20 protein-coding genes, 1 tRNA gene and 1 rRNA gene are annotated in these 23,092 nt (G+C 28.7%); 5 read left to right on the top strand and 17 right to left on the bottom strand.

The genetic code is table 11. The features are described from left to right. Nucleotides 1–249: 249 nt before the first annotated feature. The 3 genes from CSBG_RS01700 to CSBG_RS01690 all read right to left on the bottom strand — a co-directional run bounded on the left by CSBG_RS01700 (nt 250) and on the right by CSBG_RS01690 (nt 3,155). A complete protein-coding gene (locus CSBG_RS01700; RefSeq protein WP_008676535.1) occupies nt 250–762 on the bottom strand; it encodes a Gx transporter family protein in 513 nt (170 codons plus the stop codon). A 9-nt stretch (nt 763–771) separates the two neighbouring features. After that, a complete protein-coding gene (locus CSBG_RS01695; protein WP_008676534.1) occupies nt 772–1,152 on the bottom strand; it encodes a NusG domain II-containing protein in 381 nt (126 codons plus the stop codon). Nucleotides 1,153–1,280: 128 nt separating this feature from the next. Continuing rightward, complete coding sequence (locus CSBG_RS01690; protein WP_008676532.1) at nt 1,281–3,155, bottom strand: FAD-dependent oxidoreductase; 1,875 nt, start codon at nt 3,153–3,155, stop codon at nt 1,281–1,283. A gap of 317 nt (nt 3,156–3,472) precedes the next feature. On the opposite strand from CSBG_RS01690, the gene CSBG_RS01685 reads away from it, so the two are divergent. Further along, nucleotides 3,473–3,895, top strand: a complete 423-nt coding sequence (locus CSBG_RS01685) for an FMN-binding protein (RefSeq protein WP_008676529.1) — start codon at nt 3,473–3,475, stop codon at nt 3,893–3,895. A 102-nt stretch (nt 3,896–3,997) separates the two neighbouring features. Then, nucleotides 3,998–5,044, top strand: coding sequence for an FAD:protein FMN transferase (locus CSBG_RS01680; protein ID WP_008676527.1), 1,047 nt, complete (start codon nt 3,998–4,000; stop codon nt 5,042–5,044). Nucleotides 5,045–5,055: 11 nt separating this feature from the next. Here CSBG_RS01680 and eutH read toward each other — a convergent pair whose 3' ends face one another. The 5 genes from eutH to tsaD all read right to left on the bottom strand — a co-directional run bounded on the left by eutH (nt 5,056) and on the right by tsaD (nt 10,373). Then, nucleotides 5,056–6,138: an ethanolamine utilization protein EutH gene (gene eutH, locus CSBG_RS01675; protein WP_008676524.1), complete on the bottom strand. Its 1,083-nt coding sequence runs from the start codon at nt 6,136–6,138 to the stop codon at nt 5,056–5,058. A gap of 180 nt (nt 6,139–6,318) precedes the next feature. After that, nucleotides 6,319–6,729, bottom strand: a complete 411-nt coding sequence (locus CSBG_RS01670; RefSeq protein WP_008676523.1) for a hypothetical protein — start codon at nt 6,727–6,729, stop codon at nt 6,319–6,321. A 200-nt stretch (nt 6,730–6,929) separates the two neighbouring features. Then, entirely contained in the window at nt 6,930–8,195 is a 1,266-nt protein-coding gene (locus CSBG_RS01665; RefSeq protein ID WP_008676521.1) for a trypsin-like peptidase domain-containing protein, read from the bottom strand. A 116-nt stretch (nt 8,196–8,311) separates the two neighbouring features. Further along, nucleotides 8,312–9,340, bottom strand: coding sequence for an alpha/beta hydrolase (locus tag CSBG_RS01660; protein WP_008676519.1), 1,029 nt, complete (start codon nt 9,338–9,340; stop codon nt 8,312–8,314). 22 nt (nt 9,341–9,362) lie between these two features. Beyond that, nucleotides 9,363–10,373, bottom strand: coding sequence for a tRNA (adenosine(37)-N6)-threonylcarbamoyltransferase complex transferase subunit TsaD (tsaD, locus tag CSBG_RS01655; protein ID WP_008676516.1), 1,011 nt, complete (start codon nt 10,371–10,373; stop codon nt 9,363–9,365). 225 nt (nt 10,374–10,598) lie between these two features. Between tsaD and CSBG_RS01650 the strand changes: the two genes are divergently transcribed. Both CSBG_RS01650 and CSBG_RS01645 read left to right on the top strand, forming a co-directional pair. After that, nucleotides 10,599–11,231, top strand: coding sequence for a RusA family crossover junction endodeoxyribonuclease (locus CSBG_RS01650; protein ID WP_008676514.1), 633 nt, complete (start codon nt 10,599–10,601; stop codon nt 11,229–11,231). Between the two features lie 14 nt (nt 11,232–11,245). Then, nucleotides 11,246–11,833 carry a GDSL-type esterase/lipase family protein gene (locus CSBG_RS01645; RefSeq protein ID WP_008676513.1) on the top strand — a complete coding sequence of 196 codons (588 nt, stop codon included), beginning with the start codon at nt 11,246–11,248 and terminating at the stop codon, nt 11,831–11,833. Between the two features lie 18 nt (nt 11,834–11,851). Here the strand turns inward: CSBG_RS01645 and CSBG_RS01640 are convergent, their stop codons facing one another. Then, entirely contained in the window at nt 11,852–12,805 is a 954-nt protein-coding gene (locus CSBG_RS01640) for an NAD(P)-binding domain-containing protein (protein WP_008676511.1), read from the bottom strand. A gap of 310 nt (nt 12,806–13,115) precedes the next feature. On the opposite strand from CSBG_RS01640, the gene CSBG_RS01635 reads away from it, so the two are divergent. Then, on the top strand, nt 13,116–14,909 hold the full coding sequence (locus CSBG_RS01635; RefSeq protein WP_051005300.1) for an LTA synthase family protein: 1,794 nt from the start codon (nt 13,116–13,118) through the stop codon (nt 14,907–14,909). A gap of 228 nt (nt 14,910–15,137) precedes the next feature. Here CSBG_RS01635 and CSBG_RS01630 read toward each other — a convergent pair whose 3' ends face one another. From CSBG_RS01630 to CSBG_RS01595, 8 genes are all read right to left on the bottom strand, one after another. Continuing rightward, complete coding sequence (locus CSBG_RS01630) at nt 15,138–16,481, bottom strand: TldD/PmbA family protein (RefSeq protein WP_008676506.1); 1,344 nt, start codon at nt 16,479–16,481, stop codon at nt 15,138–15,140. Between the two features lie 15 nt (nt 16,482–16,496). Then, on the bottom strand, nt 16,497–17,876 hold the full coding sequence (locus CSBG_RS01625; RefSeq protein ID WP_008676505.1) for a TldD/PmbA family protein: 1,380 nt from the start codon (nt 17,874–17,876) through the stop codon (nt 16,497–16,499). Nucleotide 17,877: 1 nt separating this feature from the next. Beyond that, complete coding sequence (locus tag CSBG_RS01620) at nt 17,878–19,371, bottom strand: hypothetical protein (RefSeq protein ID WP_008676504.1); 1,494 nt, start codon at nt 19,369–19,371, stop codon at nt 17,878–17,880. Nucleotide 19,372: 1 nt separating this feature from the next. Beyond that, nucleotides 19,373–20,761 (bottom strand): HAMP domain-containing sensor histidine kinase, encoded by a 1,389-nt coding sequence (locus tag CSBG_RS01615; protein WP_008676503.1) that lies wholly within the window; start codon nt 20,759–20,761, stop codon nt 19,373–19,375. Continuing rightward, a complete protein-coding gene (locus CSBG_RS01610) occupies nt 20,758–21,438 on the bottom strand; it encodes a response regulator transcription factor (protein ID WP_008676502.1) in 681 nt (226 codons plus the stop codon). The genes CSBG_RS01615 and CSBG_RS01610 overlap by 4 nt, the downstream gene beginning before the upstream one ends. 92 nt (nt 21,439–21,530) lie before the next feature. After that, nucleotides 21,531–22,511, bottom strand: coding sequence for a polysaccharide deacetylase family protein (locus CSBG_RS01605; RefSeq protein WP_008676501.1), 981 nt, complete (start codon nt 22,509–22,511; stop codon nt 21,531–21,533). A gap of 196 nt (nt 22,512–22,707) precedes the next feature. Beyond that, a tRNA-Asn gene (locus CSBG_RS01600) sits at nt 22,708–22,782 on the bottom strand. Between the two features lie 56 nt (nt 22,783–22,838). Then, nucleotides 22,839–23,092, bottom strand: a 23S ribosomal RNA gene (locus tag CSBG_RS01595); the annotation flags it as partial.

Below are 23,092 nucleotides of genomic sequence, written 5' to 3'. Positions count from 1 at the left end.
ATAGTTAAATCAATGATCTACATAATAAATAATAATATTAATAGTTACTTAAGTAAAATATCGAATTTAAATCATATATTGATTGAATTTTATATAAGTTTATAAATACTAACATTATTTAAACATAATCAATTTATGATAAATTTTTTTAAATAAAAATCTTAATTATAATTTCTATATGTTTTTCTTATTTATATCATAAAATCAAGAATATATTATTGAACTTAACCTAGATAATTCTATTCAGTATTATCTAAACATTGGTAATCTTCTTAAATGTGCTACAATATAATTTGCAGCTATTCCAATAAAAATTCCTGTGACTATTCCTACAGTTGATAAAATAGGCAAATATAACATAACTCCTATATTTTTTACTATTAGGGATGCAATTATTAATTGTCCTACATTATGAAATATTGCTCCTGCTGAACTTACACCTATAATACTAACTTTATCCTTAAATAAGTCCTTTACGATACTCATTGCACCAAAGCTTAAGATTCCTCCAGCCGCACTATACATAAATGATGATAAGTTTCCTCCAAACATAGTGCTTAATGAAAGTCTTAAAAATAGTACTAAAAAAGCATCTTTTCTACTATCTAAAGTATATAAAGCAATAACAGTAATTAAATTTGCTAATCCTAACTTAGCACCAGGTGTTACAAATGGTACTGGGATCATTCGCTCAATAATATGTAAAACTAAGGCTTGAGCTACTAATAATCCTATATATACAATTTTATTAGTCTTTTTCATAGCTCCTCCTTAATGTGATAGTATAATATCATCATCTATCTTCCCTTTAATTTCTATCATAACTCTATGTGGAAGACAAACTAAGCTTTGCCCTGGCTTCTCTATGTATTCAGGATTCATACAAACCTTATCAGGACAATCTGCTTCAATTATACCAATTTTATTATCTTTTACTTTTATAATATTAAATCCATCTTTAGTCTTTACTTCAATACGCTCTTCTCCCTTATGTTCAGATAAAGGTATCGTCTTATATATTTTTCCTGCAATTGTTATTTCCGCATATGTATTATTATATCCCTTTCCTATTGAGGCTCCTAAAATAATTTCTGGAAGAAATGATAAAACCATTAACACTGCTATTATAACAAAATCTAATTTTTTAAACATAAATTAATCATCTCCATTATAATATAATTGGATGAATTTGTAATATAGTTTTATATGTTATAAGGTAGAGTATGAAACTCTACCTTATAATATTATTTTAGTATTATAATACTTTACTACACTTATTTCTATACATTTTTATACATTGGTTGTTTTTTACCATGCCAGAAATTATCTGCTAATCTCGTAATCCATGGCATTATATAATAATCTAATCCAAATGTTCTACCTGCACCACTCATTAATGCAATTGAACCAAAGAAGAACCAAAGTATATCCCAACCAGCCATAGCACATAAAACGAAGTTTACTACCATACCAGCTGAAACAGCACTAAATATGAATGTGAATAATCCTGCTATTAAACATAATCCCATTCCTATTTCCATTAATACAACAATTCTTTGGAACCATACAGCAACTTCTGGGTTTGGCATCATTACTTGCATTATTGCTGCGTACCAACCTGGAACTTCCTTAAGAATTGGTGTTGCAAATTCAGCTGCTGTTTCTGTACTTGCTGATGCACCTGAAGTAGCTTGTTGTAACCATTCAAATGGCATCTTAATATTTCCAGCTTTAGTCCAGCTATCAGCACCTATAGTTATATTCTTAAAGAAATCCCCTATGCTATCAGCTTTCCACATAGATTCCCATGTACTTTCACCTAATAATTTCTTTAATCCTTCAATTAACCATAAGCATCCTATATATAATCTTAAAGGTACTAACCATAATCTATTTGCTTTAGATGATAAATGACCTCTCATCACTGATCTTCTATCTTCCATAGTAAAGAATTCATGTTGTAAATAACTGTATATTGCATGTACATCATTTACATCAAATAAGTAGTGTATGTTAACTAAATGTTTCATTATCATTGCAAAAAATCCTGATAATTTAAGTCCCATTAAGTTTGCAACACAATATCTACCACCAATTGAAACCATAAATCCATGATATTTTCCTTGGAATTTTTGCATTTCTTTATTTTCAATTGATGCAACTATATTTTTAACAACTGTATCTGCTGTTTGAACTGCAGCTTCAACTATTTGAGGAGTTCCTTTTCCAGCTTCTTCCTCAAAATAAGCCATATCTCCAACTACGAATACATCTTTCTTTCCAACAGCTTGCATGAACTCATTTGTTTGTAATCTTCCTGCTCTTGCTGTATCTAATCCATATTCCTTAGCATCTTGATTTGCTTGTATTCCACAAGTCCATATTAATGTTCTTGTATTTATTTTTTCACCACTCTTAAGTACTATCTTATTTTCAGTAACTTCAACGATTGGAGAATTCTTTAATATTTCCATTCCATGTTTAACCATGTATTTCTCTGCTTTATCAGCTTGTTTTCTATCTAACATATTTAAGATAGTTCCCATAGCTTCAACAACTTTTAAAGTTACTTCACTTTCATCAACATTATATTCTCTTGCTAATCTAGTCTTCCACTCTAAAAGCTCTCCAGCCATTTCTATTCCAGTAAACCCAGAGCCAGCTACTATAAATGTAAGCATTTCTTTTCTCTTAGCAGCGTTTCTTTCTAGACTTGCTTTAGCAAACATGTCTTGTATATGCTTTCTTATTTTTAATGCATCTTCAAATGACCATAAAGTAAATCCATTTTCTTTTACTCCTGGAACGCCAAAAAATGCTGGTTCACTACCTGTACCTATTACTAAGTAATCATATGAATATTCTCCATATGTAGTCTTTACCACCTTATTATCTGTATCAACTTTTTCTATAAAGTCTGTAACTACATTAACCTTTGATTTACCAAAAATTTTGCATAATTCTACTTGAACTGATTCAGGGTGAACTCTTCCCCCTGCAACTTCATGTAATTCTGTCATTAAAGTATGATATGGATTTCTATCTATTAATGTTATTTCCACATCATTGTTTTTCTTATACTTCTTTGCTAGTTTTTTAGCAGTACGAACACCACCATATCCAGCACCAAGAACAAGTATCTTATTTTTTGACATGTTACACCCATCCCTTCATTTAAATAATTCTAAAATAGCATATTTAATTCTATACACTATTTTATAATATGTCTATATAGTACAAATTATTTTTTTGTGGTTTTTTTAACAATTTTTTTCACATGAATCAACGTTTTTTGAGGGTTAATCCCTTTAAATACAATGCTTTGACTTGATTGTATATTTTTTAACACTATCATTTATACTTATATACTATAAGAAAATCGAATATCAAAGATGTATTTTTTTGTGTATAATTATCTAGTAATTGAAACAATTCAATGGAAAATTTAAATAATTTTGAGGGGGATTTTTTTATGAAATCTAAAAGAGTTATAAGCTTATTAGCAGTTGCTGCATTAGCTACTACTATATTTGTAGGATGTGGAAACAAAGAAGAAGCTAAGAAGTCTGGATTAAAAGACGGAACATATACTGAAAAATCTGAAAAAGATGAAAGAGGATATGAAGCATCTATCGAAATAGAAGTTAAAGATGGAAAAATCGCTGCAGTTAAATATGACGAAGTTGGCGAAAAAGGAAGCAAAAAAGATGATGCTGAATACAACGCTAAAATGAAAGAAGCTAAGGGTACTAACCCATCAGAAGCTTTCCCTAAATTAGAAGAATCTTTAGTTGAAAAGCAAGATGTTGCTTCAGTTGATGTAGTAACTGGTGCTACTAGCTCAAGTGATTCTTTCAAAACTTTAGCAGAAAAAGCTTTAGGAAAAGCTAAATAATCTCTTTAATATTAGGCTTTAGGTTTTTTACCTAAAGTCTTTTGTTATTTCTACAATTTTTACTTATAATAGATAGTGATATATTATTTAGGAGGAAGATCTATGAAGAAAAAATATTTAAATTATTTTACTATATCCATCCTGTTAATTTTTTCTCTTACAATTTTATCCGGTTGTTCAAAAGATAACAAAGTTACTGAACCCCTCTCTAAAACTGAACTTCTAATGGGAACAGTAGTCACTGTAACTCTTTACGATAGCAATGATGAAGGTATATTAGATAAAGTATTTACCAAAGTCAAGGAACTAGAATCTACTTTAAGTATTAATGAAAATGGTACCTTAGTAGATAAAATAAATGAATCTGCAGGAATTGAACCAGTAAAAGTAGATTATGATACATATACAGTAATAAAGAAAGGATTGGAGTATGCTAAGCTTTCCAATGGTCTATTTGATATTTCAGTTGGTCCAATAGTTAAACTTTGGAATATTGGTCTTCCTGAAGCTAAGGTTCCAACGCAAGAAGAAATAGACTCAAGAATTCCATTAGTAGGATATTCTGATGTTGAGCTTAATGACGAAGAAAATTCTGTATTCTTAAAAAGACAAGGAATGATGATAGATCTTGGTGGTGTAGCAAAAGGATATACTGCCGATGTTATTTCAGATATCCTTACTGAAGAAGGGGTTAAAAGCGCTATAATAGATTTAGGTGGAAATATCTTCGCTCATGGATTAAAAGTTGATGGCAGCACTTGGAGAATAGGAATACAAAATCCATTTTCTGATCGTGGAGATATAATCGGCACAATCACTGTAAAAAATAAATCAATAGTAACTTCAGGTATATATGAAAGATATATTGAAAAAGATGGAATCAAATATCATCATATATTAAGTCCTAAAACTGGCTATCCTTATGAAAATGAAATAGCTGGAATAACTATAATAAGTGATAAATCATCAGATGGTGATGCTTTATCAACTTCTGTATTTGCTATGGGTGTTGAGGAAGGTATGAAATTTATTAATACACAAGAAGGGATAGATGCAATTTTTGTTACTAAAGATAATAAAATTTACATAACAGATGGAATAAGAGATATATTTAAATTAACAAATACAGATTTCACATTATCAAACTAAGTAAATAAGGGTTAAGATATTTTTCTTAACTCTTTTTTACTTAATTTTAATGCCAAAGCTATACCTAAAAATCCCGATATAAGTTTTACTAATATATATATTAGTGTTATATCTTTTGCCTCTATTACTACATACCCCAATTGTCCACCAAATACATATGCACCAGCTACTGAAAAAGCTGAACATACTAGCTTTCCTCTATCATCTAACTCGTCAAAATTAGTAAACACAATTACAGCTGAGGCTAAACTACCAATTAAAGCACCTACCGATGCTGAATTTATATTTAATACCTTTTCTAACATAGCAATTTTATTTTTAAATACTACTTTTATTATCTCTAACATTACATTAGCTCCTGCTAAGAAAATAGCTATTTTCCCGACTATTGTTAATGTTTCTTCCAATGCAAGTAAATTTTTAATAATAACTACTCCTGTTATTGAAGTAAAGCCTTGTACCCCTAAACCAATTAATCCTAATATCATTATAAATTTAGCCAAATATTTAAAACAAATTATCATTTTATTTGGTTTTTTATATAAACCTATTACTACAAATATGGAAATTATAACTATAGGCATAAGATTAATGAGTATAAGAGATAATTTTATTTTCAGTAAAATTCCTCCAACCAATAATCCTATTGGTAAAACAACTATTCCACATAAAATCCCTTTACATAATATATCTATATTTTTTTCTTTTACTATTCCTAATGCTAAAGGTAAAGTAAAACTTATAGTACATCCTAATATCGATGATATTAATATTCCTGAAAAATATATTATTCCTTGATCTGTTGATATAGATTGTACAATTTTATATCCACCCATATCAACTGCAATAAAGGATGATACTATTATAGTTGGATCTACAAGGATATTTTTAAATATTGTTAAAATATATTTAATGATTAAATCAGAAATTATCGGTGTTATAGACAATATCCCTATCATAGATAAAGCTAGCGACCCCATACTTTTAATCCCACTTTCTATCCCCTTTGATAATCCGTACTTTCCTCCAAATATATAATCTATTACACCAACCAAAAAAAATATTCCTATACTATAAAGCATTATCTTCTCCATATTTTGCTCTCCTTAATAAAAATTGACTATATAAATTTATTATTATATCATTTTTTAAAATCAATTCATATTTTCTCTTTTATACATTAAACTAAATTAATTTTATCAAAATTTATAATAACAAAAAAGCCTCTTATAATATTATAAGAAGCTTTTTTTGCTATTACTTAATCAGTCAAATTAAAAATCACATCCACATGATGTCTTGTCTGGAAATGGTTTTGGAGGTTGATTTCCGATATTTTCAGGTTTTCCTATACATTTTCCGTTATAAGATGATGTTTCTAATTCGGAATATTTTATTACTATATTATCTTTATAAATCTTTAACATATACTTTGTATTTGGACATAAAGGTCCTAATAAAAATTGTCCATGACAATCTGTAAAAGTATGAGTTAGTGGATAAGGATATCTACATCCATCAACGATTTGTAATAATTTCACAACTGCATCTACTACAGGCATTCTATTACAATCCAAAACTGTTCCAAATATAACTGATCTCTTTTCCTCAGGTAATCTAACTATTGCCTCTATTTGTTCATTACATCCTGTCTTTAATTCGCATGATGTTATTCTTCCGCTCATAACTTTGCCTCCTAAGTTTGAATTTAAATTTAAATTTTATATAATATAATCTATTCTATTATTTATAAAATGTTCTTTACGTTAGACTAATTTTAATAAAAAAAGACTAGTTTAGATAATCTATACTTTCTTTACATCCGTATATCTTATTTATAACTAGTCTTATATATTAAAATTTTATTATGGTTGTTTTTATCCTATTATTCCTTTGCTTCTAATTGAACATCAAAAGTTTTATTTTCTCCATTTCTAACTACTTCTACTTTAACTATATCTCCTTCTTTTTTAGTATCCCTAATAGCCCTTAACTCATCAAATGTTTTAATTCTTTCTCCATCGAATTTTACTATTATGTCTCCGCCCTTTAATCCTGCTTTTTCAGCTGGTGAGAACTCTGATACATCAACTATATATAATCCTTCTTGCATATCATATTGCTTTGCTAACTTTTCATCTACTTCTCTTATTGATACCCCTAAATTTAATATAGGCTTAGATAATGCATCTATTCTATCTTTAACTTCATTTATTGGAATTGAAAATCCTATTCCTTCAGCTCCACCTGAAATTTTTAATGTATTTATACCAACTACTTCTCCCTTAGTATTTATAAGAGGTCCTCCACTATTCCCAGGGTTAATTGCAGCATCTGTTTGTATTAAGTTTAATTTAACACCTGTACTTGTTTCTACAGTTCTATTAACAGCACTTACAAGTCCTCCTGTTACAGTTTGATTAAAGTCTTTAGAAAGTGGTGTTCCTATCGCTAAAACTTCTTCTCCTGGTTTTAATGCATCGGAGTCTCCAAGTTGTACTACTGCAGGAACTTTAACGTTATTATCACTTAATTTTAGCATTGCTATATCTTGATTTTGGTCATAATTCACTACCTTTGCCTTTACATCTCTACCATCTGATAGAGTAACAACTACTTCCTTTGCACCTTCTATAACATGATAGTTTGTTAATATATATCCTTCTTCGTTTATTATAAATCCAGAGCCTATTCCGTCTACTTGTTGAGGTATTATTCCACTATAATCAGTTACTCCATTCGCTGATACTATAACCACTGCTGGAGCAACCTTCTCAAAAGCTTCACTAGCTGTTAATGCCCCTTCAACAGTCTCAAAAGTTTGTGGATTTGGAGTTATTGCAGTAGATTGCTGTTTTGTATTAGCACCTCTCATTGCATAATATATACTTCCACCACCTAGTGCTCCTCCTAGAAGACCTGCTATAAGAGCAATTGCTATAATTTTAAATCCACCATTTTTTTTCTTCTTCTTATTGTAATTATTCATATTATCTTGATTTGAATCAAATTTATTATTTCTTTCTAATATCTTATCTTCATCGATAAAATCTTCATTTATATTATCTGTCAGTGTAGAATTTAAATTATCGTCTCCAATATTATTAACATCCTCATAATTTTCTACATCATATATATTATCATCACTCATCACAAAATTCCTCCTAGATATTATATTAATAATTCCTTTTACAGATATTAATATACCCTTTTTCTGTGACAATTATATGACATGTATATGGCAATTATATGACACGTGATTATAATTTAATTTTTACTTGCCTTTTTTTCTAGTCTTTCAATTTCATTAGCCTGTTTAATCACTTGTCTTATTCCTGTTATAACAGTATCAGGATCATACATTGATATTATATTACTCTCTGAACTTATATTATATACTTTAGTTAAATTTGAATCTCCAAGTGAAGCTAATTGCTCTTGTCCGCTTTTTGCTATTAAATAATATGGTTTTCCATTAAATACACCATCTGTTTGACTACTATTTTCACCACTGGTTATGTTTTTTATCTCATTATACACTGCACTAGTATAACTACTTTTTGTTCTATGTACTTTAAATTCATGTAAATTATTTTCGTCTAATTTATTTTCAAATTCATCTGTATCACATGCTATACCAAGCTTATCTAACAATGTTGTAAATCCTACTGAAGATCCTAGCCCCTCTATCTTTCTTCTTACTTTTTCCATTGTAAGACTCTTTTTAAATGCGCTACTATTTATGGTATCTTCAATTAATGGATTTACTAATACTATTCCTGCTACCAAATCTGGATACTCTTTAGCAAACTCAGTTAAAACTAAACTTCCATATTCCTCTCCAACTAATATATAAGGAGCTGGTACAGCAGCTTTTCTAAGTAATATTCTTAAATCCTCTGCTTGTTCCTTTGGCGTCCTTATTGATCCACTATCACTATATCCATATCCTCTTCTATTATAGACAAACGTTGTTATATCATCATATTCTGATGTCAATTTATCTGTTATTGAATTCCACTGATTTAAATTAGCTCCAATATTCCCATCAAATACAATAGTATATTTACCTTCTCCATCAGTTCTATAATCTAACCTTTTATCATCTACCCTAGCATAATCTACTCTTTGCTTTAAGGTTTCCTTTGCTATAAAATTACTTACTCTTTGATATATAAAACCTATAATAATTACTATTAATATTGCTAATAATACATTTTTTATTATATCCTTTGGTTTCATCTTATTTTTCATATTTACTTTGTAGACTCCATTTGAATGTGGTAAAAGCTTCACGTTAACCCATCCCCCTTATATATCATAGCTTCAAATTGGGTTTCGCATTTATATTTAATGGTGATTCTATTCCCTTAATAAAGTTAAAGTATGCTGCGCTTCCTATCATTGCCGCATTATCTGTACACAGTATTGGTGAAGGGAATAATACATCTATTCCTTCCTTAGATGCAGCTTTAATAAGTGATTCTCTAAGAGCTGAATTTGATGCTACTCCACCAGCTATTGCAATCTTATTAACCTGAGTTTTTTTACATGTTTTTAAAACATTTTGCTTTAACACATCTATAACTGCCTTCTGAAAAGATGCTGCTACATCCGCTCTATTTATTTCTATGCCTTGCATCTTACATTTATTTATATAATTTAATACAGCTGATTTAACCCCACTAAAAGAAAAATCTAATGTATCATCATGAAAATTAGCCTTAGGAAAATCTATAGCATTTTCATTTCCTTCCTTAGCTAGTTTATCTATTTTAGGTCCACCAGGATACCCTAAGCCTAATGCTCTTGCAACCTTATCATATGCTTCTCCTGCCGCATCATCCCTTGTTTGCCCTATAACATCATATACTCCATAATCTTTAACATGAACTATGAAAGTATGTCCTCCTGAAACTACTAAAGATACAAATGGTGGTTTTAAATCCTTATGTTCTATATAATTTGCACAAATATGACCTTCGATATGATTTACTCCTACTAATGGTTTCTTAGAAGAATATGAAAGACCTTTCGCATACTGTAGTCCAACTAATAAGGCTCCTACCAATCCTGGACCATAAGTAACTCCAATAGCATCTATATCATCTAATTTTACTCCAGCCTCTTCTAACGCTTCCATTACAACACCATTAACTACTTCAATATGCATTCTTGATGCAACTTCAGGTACTACTCCACCATACTTTTTGTGAGTATCTATTTGTGAAGCTATTATATTTGATAACACTTCTCTTCCATCTTTAACTACAGCTGCTGATGTTTCATCACAACTTGATTCTATTGACAATATTAACTTGCTTTCCATTTCTACTACCTCTTAATCTAACTATATTTATCTTAAAAATTCTAAAAGTATAATTCTTTTTCATTTTCTTGTTAAATCTATCTTATTATTGTATATTAAAATAAAGCTTATAGCTTATCATTATCACTGTTTATTATATAATGAATGACAAAATTATTCATTATTTTTTATTAGAATTAATGGATTTTTAAGGATATATTAATATTATTTAAAGGAGTTTACATAATGAATTCTTATGCAAAAGTAATTGTACCAGGGTCCCCCATATCTAAATCTAATTTTAAACTACATAATAAGGATGGTAGGGCGATTCTTCCCTATAATACTGGAAAGTCACACGATAGATATGCACTTTACGAAGAAGAAATTGCTTACTATGCTAGATTACAAAATCCAGATGTTATACTAGATGAATCCCTTATAGCAGTTCTTAAAGTTTATTATAAAAGCGAAAAAAGACATCCTGATACTGCAAATATAACTAAAAGTATTTTTGATGGTATCGAAAAAAGTGGCCTTATTGTTAATGATGCCCAAATAACTAGAATTATTACAGAAGAATTTTACGATAAAGAAAATCCTAGATTTGAACTAGAATTCTATGGAGAAAGTCAATATGAAATTTCTTATTCTATTTTACCTAAAGAAGAACATTCCATCAAAAAGCTCTACTCCCCTATTAGAAAAGCTAATGGCATACAGCCTAAAAAAAATAAAACTGAAAATAAATTAGATACTAGTGATAATATTACAATGATATGTGAATTCTGTAATAAAAAAATTACTGATACAAATTTAATCACAGCAAATGGTGGTAAAACATTAATTTGTAGATCTTGCTTTAATAAACTATTTTAGAAAGGAATTTTAAAGTGCTAAAAAATTCTTTTGTATTTATTGGAGATAGCTTAACTTATGGATATGGTGTGAATAAAAGCAATAACTGGGTAGAAAGATTAAAGCCATCTATATCCTTAGATATAATAAATAAAGGCATAAATGGAAACACAACAACAGATATGTTAAATAGATTTACTGAAGATGTTATTTCATATTATCCAAATAAAATTTTTATAATGGGAGGAACCAACGATTTTCTTTCAAATAGATCTCTAAACTCTGTTTTAGATAATTTAGAATTAATGCTAAAAGAAGCCTTGACCATAACAAAAGATATTATCATAGGAATTCCACCAATAATAATAAAAGAAGATGCTTATAGACTTTTTATGCCATCTTCTACCTATGATTATTGTGAAGAACAACTCTCATTATTAAGACACTCTATAATTAAACTTTGTGATAAATATAAAATTAATTATGTTGATTTTTACAGTTTAACATTTAAATTTTCATCCAATAATATTTTTACTGATGGTATTCATTTAAATAATAATGGTCAATCTCTATTATTTAATGAGTTCAAACAATTACTAAAAAATATGGATAATATGCTTTAATGCATACTATCCATATTTTTAATACATATATTTTTGTATATAATCAGCTACTATTTTCCCAACATGAGCGCCATTTGCTCCACTATTAAAAATATCTTTATCTCTACTTAATATAGTTCCACAAGCAAATATTCCATTAACCGAAGTTTCATAGTTGTTTACTATAAGAGTATTATACCCTTTTAATAATATATTGGTCTTTCTTACAAAAGATATTTCTGGACAATATCCAACTGTTAATATTAAAGAATCACAACTTATATTACTTACGCTTTCATCTTCTATACTTTTAATATCTATACTTTCTATTCTCTCGTTACCATATAGCTCAACTACATGATGATTTCTTATTATATTCATATCAAATCCATTAATAAATTGACTACTCTTCTCATCTAAAAATCCATTCTTAGAATTATCTATAATAGCTTTTACTCTAGCACCTTCTATTAATAACCTTCTTGCAAGAATTAAAGACCAATCATTATTTCCAATAATTATAACCTCTTTTCCCGGAAGAAATCCTTGAATATTAACTAGTCTGTGTGCTGAAACTAAAGTAAATATACCTGTATATTTATGAATTGGCATATTTATGTTTCCTGTAAACTTCTCCCTACATCCAGATGCTAATATTACAGCTTTAGCTTCAATCTCCTGAATCCCCTCTTGAGGATTTACATATGAAACCACCTTATTCTTAGTTACTTCTAAGACTTCAGTATTTAATTTATACACTCCACCTAGTGCTTTAAAATCTTTAATAAGTTGACTTCCAAGCTCTGGTCCTGTTATATCCTTACCTAAATAATATCTTCCAAATCCATTATGTATGAATAAGTTTAAATTTCCACCTAAATCATTATTTCTTTCTAAAATCAAAACTTTTTTAATTCCATTTTTCAGAGCAGAAACTCCAGCTGAAAGTCCAGATGCTCCCCCTCCAACTATAATTAAATCATATTGAAGCATATATAACCTCCATAAATGTTAAATAAAACATATATATTATAACATATCGTATTCATCTTACACTATTTCTTGTAAAATTATCTCTAATATTGAAATTTATTTTTGTACTGGATGTAAAAATTAAAAAATCTAAATTGCTTTATAAAAACTACTATACTATAATTTAAGTATTGTAAACTTAATAGTACAGATTTTTAAGTATTATTCCCATAAGTGTTATAGTACTTTATATATTTGAGGTGATATATTGGACAAACTTATTGAAAAACTAAGAAACAAATTTACACAGGTACTTAACTTTGATGGTTTTATGAGAATAATATTATTCTTAATTCCACTTATAGCCATTGTATTTAAAAGCATAATATTTCAAGGTTTCGTAGTTAACCAAGATCCTTATTCCCTAAACTTAAATCTTGGATATAACTCTGCAAAATCATTTATTAATTATTATTATGCCTTTACTTTAATTTTTATCAGCTTTTCCTTACTATTTAAAGGAAAAGGAAGGGTTATATATCTATTTATTATAGATATACTAATAACTTTATTAATATTATTAGACTTAGGATACTTTAGAGGATTCCTAACAATGCCATCTGCATTATTGTTAACTCAAACTGCTAATTTAGATAATATGGGTGGTACTATATCTTCAATGTTTAGTAATAAGGATTTCTTACTATTTATTGATTTTATAATACTAGGAATATTTGCTTTCTTTACTAGAAAGTCATACACAAGAGTTAAAAGGAGAGCCCCTATTACATTTATAGTTATACTATTATCAAGTATTATATATATAGGATATGTACCTTTTAATTTATACGTATTAAAGAATGAAGATGTGAAAAATGGATATATATTCTCAAATTATGATCCAACAAATACAGCTAGATATTTTTCACCTGTAGGCTATCATATTTTTGATTTATATAATGTTTATAAAGATTCAATGCCTTATGATTTAACTACTGAGGAAAAGTCCCAAATCGATGAATTCTTTAGTAAAAAAGAAGATTTACCTAATAATCAATATGCTGGAATATTCGAAGGCAAAAACTTACTAGTTATACAAGTTGAATCATTAGAAAGCTTTATATTAGGAAAAGAAATAAATAATCAAAAAATTACTCCTGTAATGGATGAATTAATAAAAACAGGACTATATTTCCCTAATATTTATGAACAAGTAAATGAAGGTACAAGCTCCGATTCTGACTTAATGATTAATACATCAATGTTTCCATTAAGAAGAGGAAGTACATTCTTTAGATATCCTTCTACTAAATATAATTCATTACCTCTTCTACTAGAAGAAAGGAATTATGATACAATAGCAATTCATCCTGATAAAGGTTCTTTCTGGAACTATGTAAATGGATTAACAGGAATAGGATTTAACAAATTTGTTGATTACTATTCATTCAATATAGACGAAGAAATAGGTCTTGGCTTATCAGATGAAAGTTATTTTAGACAAGTTGTACCAATGCTTAAAAACTTAGAAGATCCATTTTATGCATTTACAGTCACTTTAACTAATCATGGACCTTTTGATTTACCAAAGGAAAAGAGAGTGTTAAATTTAGATCCAGAATTAGATAAAAATGAACTTGGTGGATACTTTGAAAGTGTTAAGTATACAGACGCACAAATTGGAAGGTTCCTTGAATTATTAGATAAGGAAGGAATTCTTGATAATACCGTTGTAGTTATTGAAGGCGACCATACAGGTGTCCATAAATATTATAATAGCTCAATAGAAAAACTTTCTAATAAAGAAGATTGGTATCTAGATAATGGTCATCACACAATACCATTTATAATTTGGTCAAAGGATATGAAAGAGCCAAAGACTTTTGATACTATCGGTGGGCAAGTTGATATCATGCCATCATTATTATATCTTATGGGAGTACCAAATGATAAATATATAAATACTGCATTAGGTAGAAACTTACTAAATACAAATAAATCATTTGCAGTCCTTACAAACCTTGATGTAATCGGTGAAGGCTTAACAGATGAAGAAAAGGAACTATATAAGAATGTAGTTGAACTTTCAGATAAAATGATAAGAAGCAACTACCTAAATAATTGATAATTAAGAATGAATAATTGATAATTGTGTAAAAAACTCCCTTAGTGGAGTTTTTTATTATAATAAAGCTATTTTTATATTAAATTACTAAAAGTCTTATATGATTATAAATTAAAAATTAAAATCTCCATAAAGTTATATACTCTATGGAGATTTTTATTTCTTACATGATATAATTGCGTCATTTAAATTTATACTTTATTTGTTTTTTACACATATAAATCACATTTATTTTCCAGCTATTGATAATTCAGTAATCTTGACAGATGGACTTCCTATACTACTCATTGGGAATTTTAAGTCACTTCCTACTACCTCTATATTTTTTAATAAATCAAAGAAATTTCCTGCTACTGTTATTTGTTCAACTGGATAATCCTTTTTTCCATCCTTTATATAAAATCCTTTTGCAGCTAATGAAAAATCTCCAGTTATTGAATTTGCACCTGAATGTAATCCAGCAAACTCTGTTATTAATAACCCTTCTCCAACATCTTTTAATAACTCTTCAAAGCTTTTTTCACCTTTTTGAATATATAAATTTGTTGGTGAAACTCCTACTGGTGATGCATAAGAATTTTTAAATCCATTTCCTGTTGATTTTGTATTTCCTTTATTAGCAGTTTTTAAATTGTGAAGTAAAGTCATAAGTTTACCTTCATGGATTATATCCTTTTTCTTCGTAGCAACTCCTTCATCATCAAAAGGAACTGATGCCAAGCCATTTTCTAAATGAGGATCATCTAATAGTGTTACTTGTTTACTTGCTATTATTTCTCCTTCCTTTCCTTTTAACAAACTTAGCCCCTTTTGAACTGCATCACCACTAAATACTCCAGCAAATGTTGAAAGTATTGAAACCATAGCCTCATTATTTATTACAGCTTTATATTTACCAGATGAAACTGACTTACCACCTATTCTTGAAATAGCCTCATTAATTCCATCTTGTGCTAATTTCTTCGGATCTACATCTTCTATAGAATTAGCAGTTACATATCCCATACCATCATGCATATCTTCTCCATTTTTTATTATTGGAACTACGTATGCACTTAGTAAATTAGATTTATTTTCTAAGTTTAATCCCTTTGAATTAATTATTCCATACCTAGCTTTACTATATCCTATTCCACATCCGCCAAAGCTAGTAACTCTATTATCTAAAGTTTTTGCCTCTTTTTCCATACTCAAAGCTAAATCTATTAGCTTATCAGCCGGAAGATTTTCTAATGCTTTATAATAAGTATTTACTTCTGCATATTCTTTATCGCCTTCATATATAAATTGAATATCTTCATTTTCAATAACTAACGCACTTTCCTTTGCATTTTTAACAAGCATATTTATAGCATCATCATCTAGTATTTCTGTATATGAGTATCCTATTTTATCATTTATTTTTCCTCTAAATGATAAGCCATAAGAAGTAGTTAAATTGTACTTTTCCACTTCTTCATTATATGCATTTATACTTAAACTCTCTCTATCTACATAGTAAACTTCATATTCATTAAAACCATTATTCTTGGCTTCTTGAAATAATTTATTTATAAATATATTTAATTCCACTTTTATATTCCCCCCTTATCTTCCACCTACTGTTATTTCCTTGACTCTAATCATAGGTTGACCTACGTTAGTTGGAATACTTCCTGAAACAGAACCACACATTCCTTGTCCTTGAGCTAAGTTCTTTCCTACCATATCTATATTCATTAACACTTCGCTACCTTTACCAATAAGGCTCGCACCTCTAACAGGCTCTTGTATCTCTCCATTTTTCACTATATATCCTTCTGATACAGCAAAATTGAATTCTCCCGTCACTGGATTTACTGATCCTCCACCCATTTTCTTTGCATATAATCCATCTGATATTGATTTAATGATTTCAGTTTCATCATCATTTCCTGCTGCAATATATGTGTTTGTCATTCTCGAAGTAGGTGCATATTTATAGTTTTGTCTTCTTGAGCTTCCAGTTGCCTCCATGCCCATTCTTCTTCCATTTAATTTATCAATTAAATATCCCTTTAATATACCATTCTCTATTAATACATTTTTTCTTGTTTTGTTTCCTTCATCATCAATATTTAATGATCCCCATGCATTAGGTATAGTTCCATCATCAATTGCAGTAACTTTTGTTGATGCTATTTGCTTTCCTAACATATTAGTAAATACTGAATTTCCTTTTGCTACTGCAGTTGCTTCTAGTGAGTGTCCACATGCCTCATGGAATATTACTCCACCAAATCCATTATCTATTGCTACGGTCATTTTCCCTGCTGGACAATTCTTAGCATGCAACATAGTCTGTGCAACTCTAGATGCTTCTCTTCCATAATATTCTGGATCTATATCTTTAAATAATTCAAATCCCTTATGAGCTCCTGGTCCTTCATAACCTGTTTGGTTTTCTCCATTTGCAGATGCTACAGAGCTTATCATTAATCTTGTTCTAACTCTCTTGTCTTCTGTAAGTAGTCCTTCTGTATTAGCTATTAATATATTTTGTTCTTTATCCAAATATCCAACAGATACTTGAGTTATTTCATCACTATATTCCTTTGCAGCTTTATATCCACATTTCATTACTTCTATCTTTTTTTGGGCACTTATTGAAGATGGAATATATATAATAGGATTATTATTATATATAACCTTCTCGTTAAGCACTACACTTATATCCTCTTTTAACTCTCCAAGGGCCAATGCTGCCTTTTGTGCAGTATCTAATAGAGCATTTAAACTAGTATTATTAGTATAAGCATAAACGCTTTTTAATCCCTTAAAAATTCTTATACCTATTCCATGCGTTCTTCCTGAAATGGAATTCTCTACCTTTCCATTTAAAATACTTATAGACGTATCTATTGTATCCTCTTCAAATATTTCTGCAAAATCTCCGCCTGTTATTAAACATCTAGCTAATACGCTAGATAATATATTTTTTGATAACATACTACTCATCCTCCATACTTATTTCTTTTCCATCTTTAAAGGCCTTTGCCCATGAATCTACATAACTACCACTTGCCCACTCTGCCATTATTACTTCTTCATTATTATTTAAATCAATAGTAATTAAAGGACTTCCTTTAATATCCCTATCTTCCATTTCATAAACTAACAACTTGTCATTAAATAATATTATTGCCATTCTTCCAGTAGGCGATGTATATGCATCCCTTATAAATGGAAATTTTCCTTTTAAATCTTTCCATGAAACTAATAAAGTATCATAATTTAATATCTTCTTGTTTGGATTTAAGGATATTCTATATTCTATACCATCTTCAGTATTACCTATAGATGGAATCTTACCAACTAGATTCCATTTTCCTTCAATTCTTTTTATAGTAAAATTACTGTAATCTAAATTTGTATTCAAAGATTTTCTTTTTTCTTCCGATAAAGTCTCTAATACATCATTAAAATCTTTTTTATATTTTTCTTTGGCTTCATTAGAATATATTTCTTCGATATTAATCCCATTCTTAGAATTTATATTATCAATAGGAATTGTTTGATATATAGGAAAATTATTATTAAAGTTTTCTCCTTCGTACCTTTCAATTGAAATATAATCATTGGATATGAAATTTATATTCTTATATATATTTGCATTATTATTTTCTAATGTCTGCATTTCTGCTCTTCCATCTAGTGAATGTGCTGAAAAGTACTCAAAATGATTTTTATCATTATCTACAACTTCACTTTTAATACTCCATATTCCATTCATTCTTGGGAAGATTATATTATCTTTTTCTAATATAGGCTGTAATTCATTATCTTTAAAGGATATCCACAAAGTTTTATATGTTTCTATACTGTAACTACCATCTTCTAATTGTTCTCTTGGAGTTTTTAATCCTAACATTATACCCACATCGCTATTATAATCTTCTAATATTAACTCCGGCTTAATATCATTTTCTTGATAATCTAAATCCTTTGGATTCTCATCTATTTTTTTTAGTTTTAGTAACACTCCATCATAAAATAAATAACCATTTTCATTATCTACATAAATAAATTCTCCAATAATAGTATTAGAACCAATTATTGAGATTACATCCCACTTAGAATTTTCATCTAGTATATCTCCAAGTATATCCTCAAGCTTTAAATTTAGCTCATATGATAGAACATATGTCTTATCTACAACTTTTAATTTATATTTAGGATTAGAATATGAAACATTAAATACTGAGAAATTACTATTAGAAATACTTATTAAAGAATCTTTTAAAGATAGAATCTCCTCGTTATTTTCAGACTCATCACCTAATACATTAATATTATCAATTTCCCACACACCTTTTATCTTAAGGTTATTATTATTAGGAGCTTTTATGGCTTGTGTATCTTTTCCATTTACTTTACTACAACCAATATTTAATGTAAATATACTTATAATAATTATAGCTAAAAATCTTTTTATGATATTCATATTATTCCTCCTTATTTATCGGAATAATAATCTCAATTTTTGTACCTATTCCTATCTTACTATATATATTAAATACTCCATCATGTAATTTTATTATTTCATCACAAATGGATAAACCTATTCCATTTTGGGATCTAGAATTTTTCCCTTTAAAAAATTTTTGTTTTACATTCGGCAAATCTTCCTCTAGTATTCCACAACCATCATCTTCTATTACAAATTTAATTTTATCATTAAATTTTGTAGTTGTAAAAATTATACTTCCTTCTACTTCTGTGAACTTGAATGAATTATCTAGTAGATTAATAAATACTTGCTTTAATCTATTGCTATCTACGTACATATTCCCATCAGCTTCTGTTATGAATTTAAGATTTCTATCCTCTTTATTTGCTCTAGGGCACATAAAAGATTCTATATGATTTATAAATTCATTTATACTAACACTTTGTAGTTCCAATGTTACTTTTTCATTTATAAGCTTAGAAAAATCTAAAAGTTCTTCTACCATTAAAGATAATCTATCTGTTTCTTTTTCTATTATTTGAAATCCAAGCTTTAGGGTTTCTTTATCTGTCTCATCATTATTTAAGGTTATAGTCCAACCCTTTATAGCTGTTAAAGGAGTTCTTAATTCGTGAGAAACAGATGATATAAACTCATTTTTTAATTGCTCTCTTTTTGATATTTCATTTGCCATAAAATTTAGTGTGTTTGATAATTGCCCTATTTCATTTTTACTATCTATACTACTTCTAATACTTAAATTTCCGCTTCCCATTTTTTCTGCAACTTCATTCAAATACTTTATTGGATTTATTATACTATTAGCTAAAATTATACTTAAGAGTATTCCTACTATCAAAACAGCTATTGATATTCCTGAGAAAATTATCATTATATTAGTTATTACTCCATCTATGGCTTCTAAAGACGTTATAAACCTAATGACTCCTATTATATCTCCATCTATAATCAATGGATATGACACTGCCATAACTTTATTCCCATAATAATCTACTTTCCCTATCCATCTTGCTGATTCTCCTTTAAGCGCCTTCGATACATCTGGTGCATTAATTAACTTTAAATCCTTAATTCCAATAGAATCCATTAATAAACTTCCATCAGCATCAAAAATTTCAACTTGTGCATTATTTTCATTCCAAAATGTATCAACATTATCATAAATAGTCTCAACTAATGATTTCGAAGAAAAATACTTTGTATAGAAATTTATTGAAACTTGTATTCTATTTTTCAATAAATCCTCAGTATTATCATAATAATATTTTCTAACAAATATCATAAGTAAAATATTTAAAAACATTACTGTTGAGAAAATAATAATAAATATACCTTTAAGTAATTGATTTTTTATACTTCTCATTCTTTCGATTTCCACCTATATCCTATCCCCCATATTGTCTCTATATATTTAGGGTCTGATGCATTATCCTCAATTTTTGCTCTTAATCTTCTTATATTAACATCTATTATTTTTGCATCTCCAAAATAATTTTCTCCCCAAACTAAATCTAATAACTCATCTCTTGTAAATGCCTTATTAGGATTTTCTAAAAATATTTTCATAAGTAAATACTCCTTTGGAGTTACATCTATTTCAATATTATCTTTTAAAACTTTTTGTGAGTATAGATCTATCAGAAATGGTCCTAATTCTAATTTATCTTTATCTTCATCTCCAAGCCTCCTGAGTAAAGCTTTTATTCTTAAAACAACCTCCAATGGATTAAATGGCTTTACTATATAATCATCTGCCCCATACTCTAACCCCATAATCTTATCCATATCTTGCCCCTTTGCTGTAAGCATTATTATTCCCATACCCGGAAATTCACTTCTTAATTTGTTACAAACTTTAAATCCATCTATCCCTGGCAGCATTACATCTAATACAGCTATTTTAGGATTTTCTATATTTGCAAGCTTTAATCCTTCTTCTCCCGTTGATGCTTCAATAACTTGCAAATTATTTCTTTGTAAATTTATCTTTAGAAAAGCCCTTATACTTTCTTCATCCTCTACTAATAATATTTTATTCATTTTATCACCTCTAAACATAATAATATTATTAACTCTTTTAATCTCTTATAATCTTATAAATAGAAATAAGAGACGGTTTACCGTCCCTTTTATTATTTCAATGTTCTAAACTCAAATCCTTCTAATTTTAAATAATCTATTGCACTTTGTAAATATTCCACAGTTCCCTTTTTAGCATCTGTATCATGCATTAATACAATTATAACATCTTGACTTCCAACAGTCTCTTTTAATTTGTTTAATAAATATTCCTTTGGAAAATCCCTGCCTTCAGCATCTCCATTTAATGCATTCCAATCCACTTGAAAAATCCCCTTATTTTCCAACACTCCATCTAAATGTTCTGTTCCATTCCAACTAGCATGTCCACCAGGCATTCTTATCAACCTTGTAGAAAAATCTTTTCCTAATATTTCTTTTAATATTTTATCATTTTTCTCAAAATCTTTCATAAATGAATCAACATCTACTGTTCTATTTGGATAAAGTAAATGATAATCATGGGAATAGCCATGACTTCCTATAGAATGTCCTTCTTTCGCCATTCTCTTCAGTAACTTTTCCGATTCGTTATTCTTCTCAATAGAACTACCTAATGTAAAAAATGTTGCCTTTATATCATTTGCTTTTAATATATCTAAAATTTTTTCAGTAGAATGCTCAGATGGTCCATCATCAAATGTAAGATATGCAATTTTTTTATTATCTTCTCTATAAAAATTCCACTTATACATAGTTTCTGGTAAAACCTTTGAAGCATCATCTGCATTAGGATCTTGCTCTAATGAAAGATATTCAGAATTATCTAATACATTAGTATCTACATTATTTTGATTTTCTTCAGTAAATTCATTTTCATCGTCTATATTCTCTTGATTATCACTGGAAGAGTCTGATTTATTCTGATTAGAATTATTATTGTTACTATTAGTATTATTAGTTACAGCCTCTGCTTGTGTAACATTATTTTTTCTAAGATCATTAACTGTAAATGAAATCGCAAATGTTGATATTATTAAAACAAATATAAATAATATAAATCTTTTTTTATTTTTTATTCTACTTCTACTCATTATAAAACCACTCTTTCTATTTTTATAAACAACTGCTTGTCCTATAATTCAATTATATAGAAGTTTTTTCTGCAAATCATTACAATTTGTTAACCAAAGGTTACGAAAAAGTTACATTTTTTTCTATTAATAAAATAAAAAAGAGTTTTATAACAATAGATTTAAATCTACTCTTATAAAACTCTTAAAATTTAAATGGCTCCGTGGAGAGGATTCGAACCTCCAACCTATCGGTTAACAGCCGAGTGCTCCACCATTGAGCTACCACGGAATAATTCAGAGTGTTCTCTGAAAATTGCACACGAATTAATTTCAAGCCTATTTTTATTGGTCAAGCCCTCGACCTATTAGTATCAGTCAGCTAAATATGTTACCACACTTACACCTCTGACCTATCAACCTTGTGTTCTTCAAGGGGTCTTACTAGCTTACGCTATGGGAAATCTCATCTTGAGGGGGGCTTCACGCTTAGATGCTTTCAGCGTTTATCCCTTCCCGACTTAGCTACCCAGCTATGCTCCTGGCGGAACAACTGGTGCACCAGAGGTCAGTCCATCCCGGTCCTCTCGTACTAAGGACAG

Origin of the sequence: Clostridium sp. 7_2_43FAA, assembly GCF_000158375.2 — a bacterium.
GTDB lineage: Bacteria > Bacillota > Clostridia > Clostridiales > Clostridiaceae > Clostridium > Clostridium tertium.
This window is presented reverse-complemented; position numbering and strand designations above follow the sequence as displayed.

What these genes read in the sequence shown, in the direction of transcription:
- CSBG_RS01690 (WP_008676532.1), bottom strand. Translation starts at nt 3,155, where the DNA reads ATGTCAAAAAATAAGATACTTGTTCTTGGTGCTGGATATGGTGGTGTT.
- CSBG_RS01605 (WP_008676501.1), bottom strand. Translation starts at nt 22,511, where the DNA reads ATGAGTAGAAGTAGAATAAAAAATAAAAAAAGATTTATATTATTTATA.
- CSBG_RS01615 (WP_008676503.1), bottom strand. Translation starts at nt 20,761, where the DNA reads ATGAGAAGTATAAAAAATCAATTACTTAAAGGTATATTTATTATTATT.
- CSBG_RS01625 (WP_008676505.1), bottom strand. Translation starts at nt 17,876, where the DNA reads ATGTTATCAAAAAATATATTATCTAGCGTATTAGCTAGATGTTTAATA.
- CSBG_RS01610 (WP_008676502.1), bottom strand. Translation starts at nt 21,438, where the DNA reads ATGAATAAAATATTATTAGTAGAGGATGAAGAAAGTATAAGGGCTTTT.
- eutH (WP_008676524.1), bottom strand. Translation starts at nt 6,138, where the DNA reads ATGGAGAAGATAATGCTTTATAGTATAGGAATATTTTTTTTGGTTGGT.
- tsaD (WP_008676516.1), bottom strand. Translation starts at nt 10,373, where the DNA reads ATGGAAAGCAAGTTAATATTGTCAATAGAATCAAGTTGTGATGAAACA.
- CSBG_RS01695 (WP_008676534.1), bottom strand. Translation starts at nt 1,152, where the DNA reads ATGTTTAAAAAATTAGATTTTGTTATAATAGCAGTGTTAATGGTTTTA.
- CSBG_RS01670 (WP_008676523.1), bottom strand. Translation starts at nt 6,729, where the DNA reads ATGAGCGGAAGAATAACATCATGCGAATTAAAGACAGGATGTAATGAA.
- CSBG_RS01620 (WP_008676504.1), bottom strand. Translation starts at nt 19,371, where the DNA reads ATGAATATCATAAAAAGATTTTTAGCTATAATTATTATAAGTATATTT.
- CSBG_RS01685 (WP_008676529.1), top strand. Translation starts at nt 3,473, where the DNA reads ATGAAATCTAAAAGAGTTATAAGCTTATTAGCAGTTGCTGCATTAGCT.
- CSBG_RS01650 (WP_008676514.1), top strand. Translation starts at nt 10,599, where the DNA reads ATGAATTCTTATGCAAAAGTAATTGTACCAGGGTCCCCCATATCTAAA.
- CSBG_RS01665 (WP_008676521.1), bottom strand. Translation starts at nt 8,195, where the DNA reads ATGAGTGATGATAATATATATGATGTAGAAAATTATGAGGATGTTAAT.
- CSBG_RS01640 (WP_008676511.1), bottom strand. Translation starts at nt 12,805, where the DNA reads ATGCTTCAATATGATTTAATTATAGTTGGAGGGGGAGCATCTGGACTT.
- CSBG_RS01635 (WP_051005300.1), top strand. Translation starts at nt 13,116, where the DNA reads ATGAGAATAATATTATTCTTAATTCCACTTATAGCCATTGTATTTAAA.
- CSBG_RS01700 (WP_008676535.1), bottom strand. Translation starts at nt 762, where the DNA reads ATGAAAAAGACTAATAAAATTGTATATATAGGATTATTAGTAGCTCAA.
- CSBG_RS01680 (WP_008676527.1), top strand. Translation starts at nt 3,998, where the DNA reads ATGAAGAAAAAATATTTAAATTATTTTACTATATCCATCCTGTTAATT.